Source organism: Pediococcus ethanolidurans, assembly GCF_964062635.1.
Classification (GTDB): domain Bacteria; phylum Bacillota; class Bacilli; order Lactobacillales; family Lactobacillaceae; genus Pediococcus; species Pediococcus ethanolidurans.
This window is the reverse complement of record NZ_OZ061250.1, coordinates 1,889,552-1,903,532: the sequence shown is the minus strand read 5'-3', so window position 1 is coordinate 1,903,532 and position 13,981 is coordinate 1,889,552. Positions and strand designations below refer to the sequence as shown.

17 protein-coding genes and 1 other annotated feature are annotated in these 13,981 nt (G+C 36.4%); of the genes, 16 read left to right on the top strand and 1 reads right to left on the bottom strand.

Annotated features, from left to right (window positions below; all coding sequences use genetic code 11):
- Positions 1–44 precede the first annotated feature (44 nt).
- The 4 genes from thrS (at position 45) to rplT (ending at position 3,367) form a co-directional block, all read left to right on the top strand.
- Positions 45–2,018, top strand: coding sequence for a threonine--tRNA ligase (gene thrS, locus AB3219_RS09405; RefSeq protein WP_263749491.1), 1,974 nt, complete (start codon positions 45–47; stop codon positions 2,016–2,018).
- Between the two features lie 47 nt (positions 2,019–2,065).
- Positions 2,066–2,186: a sequence feature (ribosomal protein L20 leader region), on the top strand.
- Positions 2,187–2,231: 45 nt separating this feature from the next.
- Entirely contained in the window at positions 2,232–2,732 is a 501-nt protein-coding gene (infC, locus tag AB3219_RS09400; protein ID WP_260365296.1) for a translation initiation factor IF-3, read from the top strand.
- Positions 2,733–2,750: 18 nt separating this feature from the next.
- Positions 2,751–2,954: a 50S ribosomal protein L35 gene (gene rpmI / locus AB3219_RS09395; RefSeq protein ID WP_057806429.1), complete on the top strand. Its 204-nt coding sequence runs from the start codon at positions 2,751–2,753 to the stop codon at positions 2,952–2,954.
- A gap of 56 nt (positions 2,955–3,010) precedes the next feature.
- Positions 3,011–3,367, top strand: coding sequence for a 50S ribosomal protein L20 (rplT, locus tag AB3219_RS09390; protein WP_057806432.1), 357 nt, complete (start codon positions 3,011–3,013; stop codon positions 3,365–3,367).
- Between the two features lie 97 nt (positions 3,368–3,464).
- On the opposite strand, the gene AB3219_RS09385 is transcribed toward rplT, so the two are convergent.
- The gene (locus AB3219_RS09385) at positions 3,465–4,424 is read right to left on the bottom strand and encodes an NADP-dependent oxidoreductase (RefSeq protein WP_216753824.1); all 960 of its coding nucleotides are present in this window, start codon (positions 4,422–4,424) and stop codon (positions 3,465–3,467) included.
- A gap of 212 nt (positions 4,425–4,636) precedes the next feature.
- On the opposite strand from AB3219_RS09385, the gene AB3219_RS09380 reads away from it, so the two are divergent.
- The 12 genes from AB3219_RS09380 to gndA all read left to right on the top strand — a co-directional run bounded on the left by AB3219_RS09380 (position 4,637) and on the right by gndA (position 13,838).
- Positions 4,637–5,164, top strand: coding sequence for a YqeG family HAD IIIA-type phosphatase (locus tag AB3219_RS09380; RefSeq protein WP_057806436.1), 528 nt, complete (start codon positions 4,637–4,639; stop codon positions 5,162–5,164).
- Positions 5,165–6,280, top strand: coding sequence for a ribosome biogenesis GTPase YqeH (yqeH, locus tag AB3219_RS09375; RefSeq protein ID WP_216762519.1), 1,116 nt, complete (start codon positions 5,165–5,167; stop codon positions 6,278–6,280).
- 18 nt (positions 6,281–6,298) lie between these two features.
- On the top strand, positions 6,299–6,610 hold the full coding sequence (locus tag AB3219_RS09370) for a YhbY family RNA-binding protein (RefSeq protein ID WP_057806441.1): 312 nt from the start codon (positions 6,299–6,301) through the stop codon (positions 6,608–6,610).
- 23 nt (positions 6,611–6,633) lie between these two features.
- The gene (locus tag AB3219_RS09365; protein ID WP_263749500.1) at positions 6,634–7,278 is read left to right on the top strand and encodes a nicotinate-nucleotide adenylyltransferase; all 645 of its coding nucleotides are present in this window, start codon (positions 6,634–6,636) and stop codon (positions 7,276–7,278) included.
- Entirely contained in the window at positions 7,265–7,870 is a 606-nt protein-coding gene (gene yqeK, locus AB3219_RS09360) for a bis(5'-nucleosyl)-tetraphosphatase (symmetrical) YqeK (protein WP_057806445.1), read from the top strand. Before AB3219_RS09365 ends, yqeK begins: the two co-directional genes overlap by 14 nt.
- Positions 7,871–7,881: 11 nt before the next feature.
- Positions 7,882–8,241, top strand: coding sequence for a ribosome silencing factor (rsfS, locus tag AB3219_RS09355; RefSeq protein WP_057806447.1), 360 nt, complete (start codon positions 7,882–7,884; stop codon positions 8,239–8,241).
- Positions 8,238–8,972 carry a class I SAM-dependent methyltransferase gene (locus tag AB3219_RS09350; RefSeq protein WP_216762520.1) on the top strand — a complete coding sequence of 245 codons (735 nt, stop codon included), beginning with the start codon at positions 8,238–8,240 and terminating at the stop codon, positions 8,970–8,972. The genes rsfS and AB3219_RS09350 overlap by 4 nt, the downstream gene beginning before the upstream one ends.
- Before the next feature lie 8 nt (positions 8,973–8,980).
- On the top strand, positions 8,981–10,093 hold the full coding sequence (locus AB3219_RS09345) for a nucleotidyltransferase (protein WP_263749490.1): 1,113 nt from the start codon (positions 8,981–8,983) through the stop codon (positions 10,091–10,093).
- Between the two features lie 74 nt (positions 10,094–10,167).
- Positions 10,168–10,713, top strand: a complete 546-nt coding sequence (locus tag AB3219_RS09340; protein WP_263749489.1) for a DUF177 domain-containing protein — start codon at positions 10,168–10,170, stop codon at positions 10,711–10,713.
- A 65-nt stretch (positions 10,714–10,778) separates the two neighbouring features.
- Entirely contained in the window at positions 10,779–10,961 is a 183-nt protein-coding gene (gene rpmF, locus AB3219_RS09335; protein WP_057748399.1) for a 50S ribosomal protein L32, read from the top strand.
- Between the two features lie 490 nt (positions 10,962–11,451).
- Positions 11,452–12,087 (top strand): HAD family hydrolase, encoded by a 636-nt coding sequence (locus AB3219_RS09330; RefSeq protein WP_216753818.1) that lies wholly within the window; start codon positions 11,452–11,454, stop codon positions 12,085–12,087.
- A gap of 332 nt (positions 12,088–12,419) precedes the next feature.
- Entirely contained in the window at positions 12,420–13,838 is a 1,419-nt protein-coding gene (gene gndA, locus AB3219_RS09325) for an NADP-dependent phosphogluconate dehydrogenase (RefSeq protein ID WP_057806322.1), read from the top strand.
- The last annotated feature ends 143 nt before the right edge of the window (positions 13,839–13,981 follow it).

The window sequence follows — 13,981 nt, the reverse complement described above, 5'->3', positions numbered from 1 at the left end:
TTGGACTTTTTTTATACCAAAAATTAGAAAGAAGCGAAGCAAATATGGCAGATATTGAAATTACATTAGCTGACGGAGCAAAACGTTCCGTTGCAAACGGTGCAAGTGTGTTAGATGTTGCAAAAGAAATTAGTGTTAGTTTAGCTAAGAAAGCTGTTGCTGGAAAACTTAACGATCAGTTGGTTTCTTTGGACCAAAAATTAAACGAAGATGCCAAACTTGAAATTGTTACTAAGGATTCAAATGAAGGATTACAAGTTGTTTGGAATACGGCAGCTGTAGTTTTAGAGGCAGCAGTTCACGAAACTTATCCTGATATTCATTTTGGAACAAAGGGAAATGTGGAACATGGATTTTATTGTGATACTGACAATGGCAGTGAACAAATTAGTGTCGACAGTTTACCTGCAATCGAAGACAAAATGAGAGAATTAATCAAAGCTAAATTACCTTTGGAACAAGAATTTTTGTCAGAAGCAGAGGTACTTAAATTAGTCGATGGCGACCCATACCGAGCTAAATTGACGCATGCACAGGCCAAAGATGATAAAGTTAGTGTTTATAAACTTAACGATAACGTTATCTTAAATAGCGGCGTTGTCCTGGCTAATACTCAAGATGTTAAAGTCTTTAAGCTGTTATCTGTGGCCGGAGCTTATTGGGAAGGCAAGTCAAGTAATCCAATGCTTCAACGAATTTACGGGACAGCTTTTCTAAAGCAAAAAGATTTGGATGCCGAGTTAACACGTCAGCAAGAGGCTCATGATCGTGATCATCGTGTAATTGGTAATAATTTGGACTTGTTCTTTGTTGATCCTAAAGTCGGGGCCGGATTGCCATATTGGATGCCAAAAGGTGCGACAATTCGTCGTACAATTGAGCGTTACATTATCGATAAAGAAGTTGCGAATGGGTATCAACATGTCTATACACCTGTATTGATGAATCTAGATGCTTATAAGACTTCAGGTCATTGGGAACATTATCGTGAAGATATGTTTCCACCAATGGACATGGGTGATGGCGAAATGTTGGAATTACGGCCAATGAATTGTCCTTCACATATCCAAATTTATAAACATCACATTCGTTCTTACCGAGAATTACCAATTCGAATTGCTGAATTAGGAATGATGCATCGATATGAAAAATCCGGTGCTTTATCTGGGTTACAACGTGTTCGTGAAATGACTTTAAATGATGGTCACACTTTCGTTGCACCTGATCAAATTCAAGATGAATTCAAAAAAATTCTTAGTTTAATGGTTGAAGTTTATGATGACTTTGATATTACCGACTATACATTCCGTTTAAGCTATCGAGATCCAAAGAACACGAAGAAGTACTTTGATGATGATGAAATGTGGAATAAGTCGCAAGCAATGTTAAAGGCTGCTATGGATGATCTTGGCTTAGACTATGTCGAAGCAGAAGGTGAAGCTGCTTTCTATGGTCCAAAGTTGGATGTTCAAACTAAGACTGCATTGGGCAATGAAGAAACATTATCAACAATTCAATTAGACTTTATGCTTCCAGAGAGATTTGATCTTCATTATGTTGGTGCTGATGGTGAAGAGCATCGTCCAGTTATGATCCATCGTGGTTTGGTTTCAACTATGGAACGATTTACAGCTTACTTAACAGAAATCTATAAGGGCGCTTTTCCAACTTGGTTAGCACCAAAACAAGTCACAATTATTCCTGTTAATCCAAAATTCCATGGTGCTTATGCAGAAAAATTACGAGCAAAAATGGCTGCTAAACAAATCAGAGTCGATGTAGACAATCGAAACGAAAAGATGGGTTACAAGATTCGAGAAGCTCAAACACAAAAGGTTCCTTATGTATTGGTTGTAGGAGATCAAGAACTTGAAGCTGGTACCGTTAATGTTCGTAAGTATGGTCAAAAAGATTCTGAAAGCGAAAATAACAATATGTTTATCGATAGTCTTTTGGCTGAGATTCAAAATTATAGTCGTACAGGTGATAATGCCAAAAATGATGAACTTATTAAGTAGGACATTCTTGACAGATGTACGTGAATTTGATATTCTATATTAGTTGAGAAATTAAGCAGAGGCACCCGCTTCTCGCCTGAGTAACCTAAGTTGCTGGGCTAAAACGATGAAAAGACTGTGAATAGTCTTAATGGCGGGGTGTGTATGCACCTCGTTTTTTTCTGCCTTTTTCTTAAAATAATTTGGAGGTGAATTGCCATAGCTAGTGATATGATGGTCAATAACGGCATTCGTGCTCGTGAGGTACGATTAATTGGTGATGATGGCACACAATTGGGTGTGAAATTGAAACGAGATGCTTTAGAGTTAGCGGATCAAGCAGGTCTTGATTTGGTATTGGTTTCCCCGAAAGCTAAGCCGCCGGTTGCCAAGATCATGGATTATGGAAAGTATCGTTTCGAACTTCAAAAGAAACAACGAGAAGCTCGTAAACGACAAAAGACAGTCAGTGTTAAGGAAGTTCGTCTGAGTCCTACAATTGATACAAATGATTTTAACACCAAGTTGAAGAACGCTAAGAAGTTTATTTCAAAGGGTGATAAAGTTCGTGTATCAATTCGATTCAAGGGACGTGCCATTACCCATAAGGATATTGGTCGTGATGTTTTAAATCGAATGGCAAAGGAAATTTCTGATGTCGCTACGATTGAACAATATCCCAAGATGGAAGGGCGCAGCATGTTCTTAATGCTGGCACCAATTTCAGAAAAGTAAAAGTAGGAGGAACTTATTATGCCAAAAATGAAGACAAATCGCGCTGCTGCAAAGCGTTTTAAACGAACTAGTAATGGTGGCTTTAAGAGTGCTAACGCTTATACTAGTCATCGATTCCATGGAAAGACTAAGAAACAACGTCGTCAATTACGTGGATTGAGCATGATGGATCATACAAGTGTTAAACGTTATCGTAAAATGTTAGCACCAATTAACAAATAAAGTTCATTAATCTAGAAGAATAAAATGCTGGGTGACCAGTTTTAGGAGGAATTATTATGCCACGAGTAAAGGGTGGAACAGTAACACGTCGTCGTCGTAAACGCGTTTTGAAGCTTGCTAAAGGTTATCGCGGACCAAAACATACTAACTTTAAGGTTGCTAAAGACCAAGTTATGAAGTCTGGTTTGTATGCTTTCCGTGATCGTCGTAATCGTAAAGGCGATTTCCGTAAGATTTGGATTGCACGTATTAATGCTGCAGCTCGTTTGAATGATATGAGCTATAGTCAATTAATGCACGGTTTAAAGGTTGCTAACATTGATATGAACCGTAAGATGTTAGCTGATCTTGCAGTTAGTGATGCAGCAGCATTTACATCATTAGTTGAGACCGCTAAAAAAGCCTTGGCTTAATAAAAAATCCTCGGATTGTTAAGTTATTTCATTTTGAAATAGTTAACAATCAACGAGGATTTTTTTGTTTAAAAACACTGCTTTTTTGTAAGCCAGTCTAATTAGTTTTTTTAAAATCTTTTGAAATCACAATTTTACCAGGTTTATGATGACTATCAAGCAATGCCTGTCCTTGCACAACACCAGCAAGGGAAAAGGGTAATACTTTTGCAACTGGAATGTGTAATTGATTGTGTGTAAGTAACTCGGCCAAATAAACGAGTGCTTTTTTGTTTTGATGATAGCTAGCATCATTAAAATCAGTAACGGTCTGTGTTTCTCTTTGAACTTTGAAACTTGTTGAAAAGCCATTTAAACTAACTAATTGGCCATCAGATTTTAGTAGACGATAACCATTACTTGGTGTGAATTTAGTTGGTGTTGCATTGATTAGGACGTCTACCGGAGCATGATCTAAAAAATTTCGTTTGGAGAGTTGATCAGAAGAGATAACCAGATCAGTTCCAAGCTGAGTGACAAAATCAATATTCCTTTCCGATGCGGTAGCAGCCACGAACAGGCCCATTGCTTTGGCAATTTGTACAATGATTGAGCCAACTGCTCCCGATGCACCTAAAACAAGAATTGAAGTGACATTTTCTAATTGAACGGCGCCTTTAAGTACATCATAAGCAGTTACGCCAGCACTTGGCACTCCGGCAGCTTCTGTAAATGAAATTTGCTTTGGTTTAGGAATGAGTTTTAGATGTGGAACGGACACAAATTCAGAATAAGCGCCATGAACCACGCGGCCCATAACTGAATCACCTATTTTAAATTCGGTGACATCTGGTGCAATAGCTACTACGGTGCCAGCAACATCACTACCAGGTATTTGAGGAAACTGAGGTGTGGTCTTGAACGTAATGGTTCCTTGTCGAAGCTTGCTATCATAAGGATTCATTGCAAATGCTTGCGTTTTAACAATGACACGTCCCTTGGTAGGTGTAGGTTGTGGCAGGGTAACTTCTTCAAAAACGTTGGGACCACCATATTTATTAAATCCAAATGACTTCATGTTGGTTAATCTCCTTTAAAATGATTTTTGATTTGTTGATAATTTTGACAGAAAAGGTTACTCCCTATGTTAACTCATTGAGTGATGAAACCTTAAACAATTTGATTTTTCAGCATTGTTATAAAGAGATATGAGTTTTTGTGAAGACTTTGAATGCAAAAATTATGAAAATCATCTATAATGATGTGATAGTGTGTTTTAAGGAGAGTAGGATGATTGAGAAGTTTAAGCCAACCTGGCAATTAAATAAAATTTACAGCTTAACTCCAAGTGAACTCAAAAAAAATGGCATCAAGGCGGTTTTAACTGATCTGGATAATACCTTAATTGCTTGGGATAATCCAGATGGAACAAGTGAATTACGTGTTTGGATATCACGGATGGAGCAGGCAGGAATTCCAGTTATTGTAGTTTCTAATAATAGTCGTTCACGTGTTGAACGGGCATTGAGAAACATTCAATTACCATTTGTTTCAAGAGCTTTGAAACCTTTAGGGTACGGAATTCACCGAGCTTTAAAAAAGCTTGATCTTAATGCAGATCAAGTGGTTATGGTAGGCGACCAGTTGCTAACCGACGTTTTGGCAGCAAATACTGCAGGAACGAGAAGTATTTTGGTAAAGCCATTATTAGATTCAGATGCTTGGAATACAAAAATAAATCGTTTTTTTGAATATTTCATTCAAAAAAGACTAGCTAAAATATACCCAGATATGAACTGGCAGGAGGAAATTAAATAAATGGATCAGGCCGAAGAAGAAGTTTATTGTATTGGCTGTGGCACAAAGATTCAAACAACCAATAAAGATCAACTAGGATACACACCTCAAAGTGCGTTGGATAAAGGATTAGAAAAGGGCGAAGTTTATTGTCAGCGTTGTTTTCGGCTAAGACACTACAATGAAATCGCACCAGTTTCGTTGACGGATGATGATTTTTTACGTTTGCTAAGCCAAATCCGTGACGATGATGCCCTAATTGTTTACGTTGTGGACATGTTTGATTTTAATGGTAGCATGATTCCTGGAATTCATCGTTTTGTTGGTGATAATCCCGTATTGCTTGTAGGCAATAAAGAAGATATTTTTCCAAAATCACTAAAACGAAACAAAATGAAAGAGTGGCTTAAACAACAGGCTAACTTACAAGGAATTCGACCAGTTGATGTTTTGCTAACAAGTGCAAAAAATCTTGATGAAATTGAAATTCTTTTGAATACGATTGAAAAATACCGTAAAAATCGAAATGCTTATGTTGTAGGGGTTACAAATGTCGGCAAGTCCACATTAATTAATCAGATTATCCGCATTAATAATGGTACCCAGAATTTAATCACGACTTCACGTTTTCCAGGAACTACTTTGGATAAAATTGAAATTCCATTTGAAGATGGAAAAATGTTAATTGATACTCCAGGAATTGTGCATGAGGACCAGATGGCACATGTTTTAACGGGGAAGGATTTGAAGTACGTATCGCCCCAGAAAACGATTAAACCCAAAACGTTCCAATTGGATGATCAACAAACATTGTTTTTCGGCGGGTTAGGGCGCTTTGATTATTTAAGCGGTCATGGTGCAGTTAGCACTTATTTTGAAAATAATTTAATGATCCATCGAACTAAATTAAGTAATGCAGAGAATTTCTATACAAAACATGTTGGAGAACTGCTTACACCTCCTGATAAAGAGGGCTTGAAGAACTTGCCAGAACTGCAAAGACACGAATTTCATTTAAATGAGAAGAGTGATGTGGTGATTGAAGGTTTAGGATGGTTAACTGTTCCAAGTCATTCAACTATTGCTATTTGGGCACCAAAAGGAATTTCAACAGTAGTTCGTCGGCCACTAGTTTAAACATTGAAAGAGGAAAATATGAATTTAAGAGGAAAACAAAAAAGATTTTTACGCAGTAAAGCACAACGCTTTCGTTCAAAATTTTCAGTAGGTAAAAATGGTTTGACACAAGCATGGGTAGACCAACTTGACGGTGCTTTGAATAACTATGAATTAATAAAAATTAACTTACAACAAAGTACAGATGTGACACCAGAAGAAGTAAAAAATTATATTGAAAGTCATACTGCCATTCAGGTTGTTCAAATTATTGGACATGTTTTAGTGTTATTTAAAGAGTCTGATGATGAGGATAAACGAAATATTTCGTTGCAGGTTAAAGAAATTTAAGTTAAATCAACGGAGTGTGAAAGATTTTGACTGGGACAAAGACTGTTCAACAGACAAAAATTGATGTTGAAACTGAATTAGTTAGTGATATTGTGCATAAACGAATCGGCCTATTGGGTGGTACTTTTAATCCACCACATTTGGGACATCTTATTATGGCTGAGCAAGTATGTACTCAACTGGGACTTGATCGGGTTGATTTTATGCCAGATTTTATTCCCCCGCATGTTGATGAAAAAACGGCAATTGAAGCTAAGCATCGAGTGGCAATGGTCAAATTAGCGGTTGAAGGTAACCCTAATTTTGGAGTTGAATTAGCAGAAATTAATCGTGGTGGTAAAAGCTATAGTTATGATACATTAGTTGCTTTAAAACGAGCTCATCCTGAAAATCAGTACTATTTTATTATTGGTGCCGATATGGTGGCTTATTTACCTAAATGGTATCGTATTTCTGATTTGGCAAAACTTGTTCAGTTTGTGGGTGTGAAACGACCAGGAGTGAAAGTTCATAGTAATTATTCAATTCTGTGGGTAGATACACCGACAATTGACTTAAGCTCAACGTTAATTCGGCATAAAATTGCCAAACATCACTCGATTCGGTATCTTGTTCCGGAAACGGTTTGCACATATATTGAGGAGCATAAATTATATGGAAAAAAATGAAACTATTGACTATCAAGAAAATTTAATTCCTTATACCCATGATCAATTGGTAGCGAAAGTTCAAGAAAAATTAGATGATAAACGATTTCAGCATTGTTTACGTGTTGAAAAACAGGCAATTGAATTGGCCAATGAAAATCAATACGATCCCGAAAAAGCGGCAATTGCCGGACTTTTGCACGATTATGCCAAGCAACGATCAGATCATGATTTTATCAAGGTTATTAATGATAAACAAATGAATCCTGATCTTTTGGATTATGGTAATGCTATTTGGCATGGTGTGGTTGGTGCAGAATTTATTAAAGATGAATTGCATATCTTTGATGAAGAGATATTAAACGCCGTGCGCCGTCATACGGTCGGTGCACCTTATATGACTCAGCTGGATCAAATTGTCTATATGGCGGATTATATTGAACCTGGACGGGATTTCCCAGGAGTTGAGAAGGCTCGTGAAATTACTCACGCTAGTTTGAAAAAGGGCGTCTTTTTCCAGACACAACAAACACTTTCTTATTTAGTAGAAAATGCACGCCCTATATACCCTGGAACGATTGCTACGTATAATGCTTGGCAAAGTGAAAATTAGGAGGAAATTCATTGATAGAAAGTAAAACAATTTTAGAAACGACTGTGAAAGCAGCTGATGGCAAACGGGCAGAAAATATTATCGCCCTCGACATGGAGAATGTCAGTTTATTGGCTGATTACTTTGTGATTATGAGTGCAGATTCAAAAAGACAAGTTGCAGCCATTGCGGATGAAATTATTGATCAAAATGAAAAAAGTGGTGTGACTATTCGTCACGTGGAAGGCCAACGTGCATCAGAATGGATTTTAGTTGATTTAGGCGATGTGGTTGTTAATATTTTCCAAACTGATCAACGAAAATTCTATAATTTAGAAAAATTATGGTCAGAAGCTAAGGTAGTTGATGTTAAAGATTGGGTTGAAGCATGATTTATCAGACCTTTGCTAAATTATATGATGATTTGATGGACCCAGCCATGTATGATCAGTGGCTGGATTTTGTTTCCAAAAGGCAGCCTGAAAAAAAAGTAGATTGGCTTGACTTGGCCTGCGGAAGTGGAAGATTAGCAGTTAAGCTTATTCAAAGTGGCTATCAAGTGTCTGGGTTTGATTTGTCAGAAGAAATGTTGGCCTTAGCAGATGAACATGCACAAGAAGCCGGGGTGACTCTGCCGCTGATTCAGGGAAATATGTTAGATTTAAGTGAGCTTGATCAGTATGATGTGATATCGTGTTTTGCTGACTCTTTTTGTTATTTACCAAATGACCATGATCTTAAAGTGTGTTTTACACAAGTTTTTCATCATTTGAAACCAAATGGAAAATTATTGTTTGACGTTATTTCACCTTATCAAACGGATGAAATTTATCCTGGTTATATGTATAACTATGTTGACGATCAACAAGCATTTTTATGGACAACCTATCAAACAGAGGAACCCCATAGTGTGGAACATGATCTTACCTTCTTCATTAAAAATGGTACGAAAAATACGTATAGCAAAATTAATGAGTTGCATCATGAACGTACTTACGACTTAAACACGTATTTAACGTTGTTAGAGGCTGTAGGTTTTAAAAATACTCACGTTTCTAGCAATTTTGGCAATAGTTCAATTGATGATAAAAGTACGCGGTGGTTTTTCGAATGTACAAAGTAGGTGATTGAATGAAGGTGTGCAGTGTTATTGCAGAATTTGACCCATTTCACAATGGTCATGATTATCTCTTGAAGCAGGCACGGAAACTAACCAATGCTGACGTGTTAATTGTGTTAATGAGTGGTAATTTCTTGCAAAGAGGCGAACCTGCAATTATTGACAAATGGAAACGAACAAGAGAAGCGTTGACCAGTCAAGCTGATTTGGTAATTGAGTTGCCCATTAGCGTTTCAATGCAAGCTGCTCACTTGTTTGCCCAAGGAGCAGTTTCAATGGCTGCTCAACTTAAAAGTGATTATTTGGTTTTTGGCAGTGAACATCCGAAGCTGAATTATAATTTTTTAGTTGATCAGTTCAAAGATCTGAAATTTGATAAATCTGAGTATGCTCAAAGTTTTGCTGCCCAACTATTTGAAACGTTAGCTCAAAAAACGGGAATTGAGTTAAAAACTGCCAATGATATTTTGGCGTTTAATTATTTTTTAGCAAATAAAAATAATATGACCTTAATTCCCGTTCCAAGAATGGAAGCTGAGCATTCAGATCATTCGTTGCATTTTGAACATTTTGCAAGTGCGTCTGCAATTCGTCAGGCTCGTTTTGAAAATCAGGACAACTTTATGGACTTTATTCCTGAACAAACTAAGATTGATTTAGAAGGCTCAGTCGTTAACTGGGACAATTTATGGCCATATTTAAGTTACCGACTGTTATCAATTTCTGAAGATGAACTCCGTCAAATCTATGGAATTTCTGAGGGTATTGAAAATCGAATTAAAGCGATCTCGCCACAGAAGCGTGATTTCGCGACCTTTTTAAAGGTACTGAAAACAAAGCGTTTTACGTATACACACCTACAAAGGCTTTGTTTGGCAATTGTTTTAAATTTAAAAAAAGAACAAATGTTGGAGCAAAAATTAGTTTTTCGTATTCTAGGATTTAATAAAGTTGGTCAACAGTATTTACATTACATGCAGGAATTAAATTTACCGATGATTAGTAAAATTGGTAAAAAAGAAGCTACAGGTGTTTATCGAACCACGTATCAAGTGGATCAAATTTATAGCTTATTAACGGGTGAAGAGCAAAATATTGGCCGAAAACCAATTATTTTACCTTGACTGTCAAGGAATTTCCATTGACAAAGAAATTTTGCACAGGTATAATTACATTCGTTGCATTAGGAGGTTTTTAAATGAATTGGTCACTTTCTGATCTTATGAAACACAAGGAACCCCTCCATTTTAATGAAAATCTTGATTTAAAAGAAGACTTGATTAGTCGCACGTCTGAGATTTTGGATGTGAACTTAGTTAAGGTTGATGGGTATGCAATTAAGGATCGGGATGCAGTTTTAATTTCTGCTAAAGTTACGGGAGCGATTGTGGTGCCATCATCAAGATCGCTTCGCCCTGTAGACTTTAAACTGGATTTTACTGTTAATGAGTATTATGTGGAAGCAGGCACGAATTTAGATCGATTTGAAGCAACTGAAACGGTTTTGCCGGTTCAAGATGATCAGATTGATTTTTCTAAGGCTGTTGCTGATAATATTATTTTACAAATTCCGATGCAAATCTTCTCACCTGAGGAGCAGGATGGGAAAACACCCATGCCTGCAGGAGATGACTGGAAAGTCATTTCTGAAGCAGATGAAAAAGATGCGCAAATTAAACAAGTTGATCCACGTCTTGCTAAACTAAAAGATCTATTTAATTCAGAAGATTCTGATCCTAAGTAGTATTAATGTAATGTAAGACATAAAATTAACGGGAAACCGTAATTCTCTTAAAGGAGGTGCTATTGATGGCCGTACCAGCAAGAAAAACATCAAAATCACGCAAACGTAATCGTCGTGGACATATTAAATTACAAACTCCAGGTTTGGCACCATGTCCAAATTGTGGTGAATTACGAGTTTCACATCGTGTTTGCCCAAGCTGTGGATATTACGATGGTAAACAAGTTTTAGATGTTAAAAGCAAGTAATTAAATTATTTAGTTAAAAAGCAGGAAAAAGCCATGGTTTTTTCTGCTTTTTATTTTGCAATAAAATATCTTTTTTTAGAGGCAGTACTTATGAGCCGGACTCTTTTTTTGAGGTTTTTAGGATGTATTGGTGAACAATTACTTATGGCCTCTACAAGCTTTATAGGTGTACATAATCTTTTGACTAGGAATTTAGTTATAAAAGCTTTAAAAGTTTTCCAGGAAGCTAATAAAGAGCTTAGAAACGCTATTCATGTTTATTTACCATATTAATAACGAATTTTAGATAATATAATTTTTTTGGCTCATTTTTCGATGGAAAATTATTTAACGATTCGTTATTTTTTGTTGATTAATCACCGACTTAAAATTTTTATTAATTGGGGTAATTAACGCTTTTTTGTTTCTTTATTGTTCATTTAAGAATGAAACCGATAAAATGAAAGTATAAAAAATTTAGATTTAGAAGATTTGTGAAGGGGAACATTTGATGAAAAATTTCATTTTTGATGTTGATGGAACGTTGGTAGACACTTTTAATATGTATATTCCGGCTCTAAAAGAGGTTTTGGATCGACATGGTATTCATCGAAAGATTCCAGAACTAGCTAAATATTTTAGTTATTCAGGTGATAGAACTCTTAAAGAGGTTGGAATTGCTAAAGAAAAACGAACTCAGGTTTTTGATGAATGGGCCCAAACGGCTGCAACTCGTTTGGAAAATGTGACGGTGTTTCATGGAGTTGAAAATACGTTAAGGTCAATTGCTAAAAAAGAAGAAACCTCCTTAGTTGTTGCAACTTCACGAACCAAATCTCAATATCTGAATCAGTTTGCAAATCGATTTACCATTCACCAATATTTTGATACCTACGTTACAGCGGATGATACACAACAACACAAACCAGATCCGGCACCAATCCAGGTGAGTATGCATCGAGTGCAAGCACAGACTAACGACACAATTTATATTGGCGATTCTTTAAGTGATTTACAAGCTGCTCATGCGGCGCATATTAAATTTGGAAGTGCACTGTGGGGAGCAGGGGATGCAAAAATTCTGGCACAAGCAGATTATCAGTTTCAAGATCCGCGCGAAGTTCTTGAATTGCTACCCAAAAATTAATTAGAAATGTAATGTTTAGTTAGTTGATGAGCATATCCGTTTTTTGACGAAAAAATTATGTGGAAATAATATTTAAATTAACAGATTATTTTCCTAAATATGATTAAAAAAGTGTAGAACCAAAGAAAAGGGTTATTTGGGTACTATCAAATATGCAAAAGTTACAGGATAAAATGCAGTAAATGTTTGATTTTATTAAAAATGAAGCAGAAATCCAGTAAATATATATTTTATTTCTTGGGTGCATTAAAATCAATTTTAAACGTAAAAACTTTAACTTTGTTATTGTTTTTGTTACGATTAGTAGGAATTAAAAAATAGGAGGCAGCAACATGGATAAACCACAAATTGGCGTAGTCGGCATGGCAGTTATGGGTAAGAATTTGGCTCTTAACATTGAAAGCCGCGGCTACACGGTTGCAATATACAATCGGACTGGTTCGAAAACAGAAAAGGTCGTTTCCGACCATCCGGAAAAGCACTTGGTACCTAGCTATACAATTGAAGATTTTGTAAATTCACTTGAAAAACCACGTCGAATTATGATGATGGTTAAGGCTGGCAAGGCAACCGATGCTGTGATTGCTGAATTACTTCCACATTTAGATAAAGGCGATGTTTTAATTGATGGTGGTAACACTTTCTTTGAGGACACAATGCGTCGTAATGCTGAATTAGATAATTCAGGAATTAACTTTATTGGTACAGGTGTTTCTGGTGGTGAATTGGGTGCGCTTGAAGGCCCATCAATGATGCCAGGTGGTCAAAAAGAGGCCTATGACTTGGTTGCACCTATTTTTGAAAAAATGGCTGCTAAGGCTGAAGATGGTACACCTTGCGTAACTTATATTGGGCCTAATGGTGCAGGCCATTATGTCAAAATGATTCATAATGGTATTGAATATGGCGATGAAGAGTTAATTGACGAAAGCTATAACTTATTACGAAATATGGTTGGCCTGTCTGTTGACGAAATTGCTGATATCTTTGCGGACTGGAACAAAGGCGAGTTAGATAGTTACCTAATTGACATTACAGCTGACATTTTAACTCGTAAGGATGATCTGGGTTCTGATAAACCAATTGTTGATTTAATTATGGACAAGGGTGGTAATAAAGGAACTGGTAAATGGAGTTCACAAAATGCGCTTGCATTAGGTGTACCTCAATCACTTATTACGGAATCAGTTTATGCACGTTATATTTCAGTTCTAAAAGACGAACGAGTAGCTGCTAGCAAGGTATTGCCTAAGCCCGAAGGCAAGATTGAGTTTGATAAGGATGCAGTCATCGAAAAAATCCGTCAAGCACTTTACTTCAGTAAGATTATGAGTTATGCACAAGGCTTCGAACAAATGAAGGTTGCTTCTAAACATTATGACTGGAATTTACAGTTTGGTGAAATTGCAAAGATTTGGCGTGCTGGTTGTATTATTCGGGCACAATTCTTACAAAATATCACGGATGCTTTTGATAAGAAACCTGACTTAGATAATTTATTATTGGATGATTACTTCAAGGATATTGCTAAGAAGTATCAAGAATCTATTCGAGATATTGTTGGACTAGGAGTTAAGGCTGGTGTACCAATGCCAGGATTTACTTCTGCAATTTCGTATTACGACTCTTATCGTTCTGCTGTTTTACCTGCTAATTTGTTACAGGCACAACGCGATTACTTTGGTGCTCATACGTATGAACGTGTTGACCGTGAAGGTACTTTCCATTATTCATGGTATAAAGAACAATAAAATGCTGTTTTAGCGAAGAGATCTAAATTTAATGTTGGGTGTTTTTCCCGATCATTTTGATTTAGATCTCTTTTTGTAACCAATTGTTTATTTTCTTACAAGAAAGTGAGTCCTTTCTAGGCAAAATCTCATTTTAATGTTAA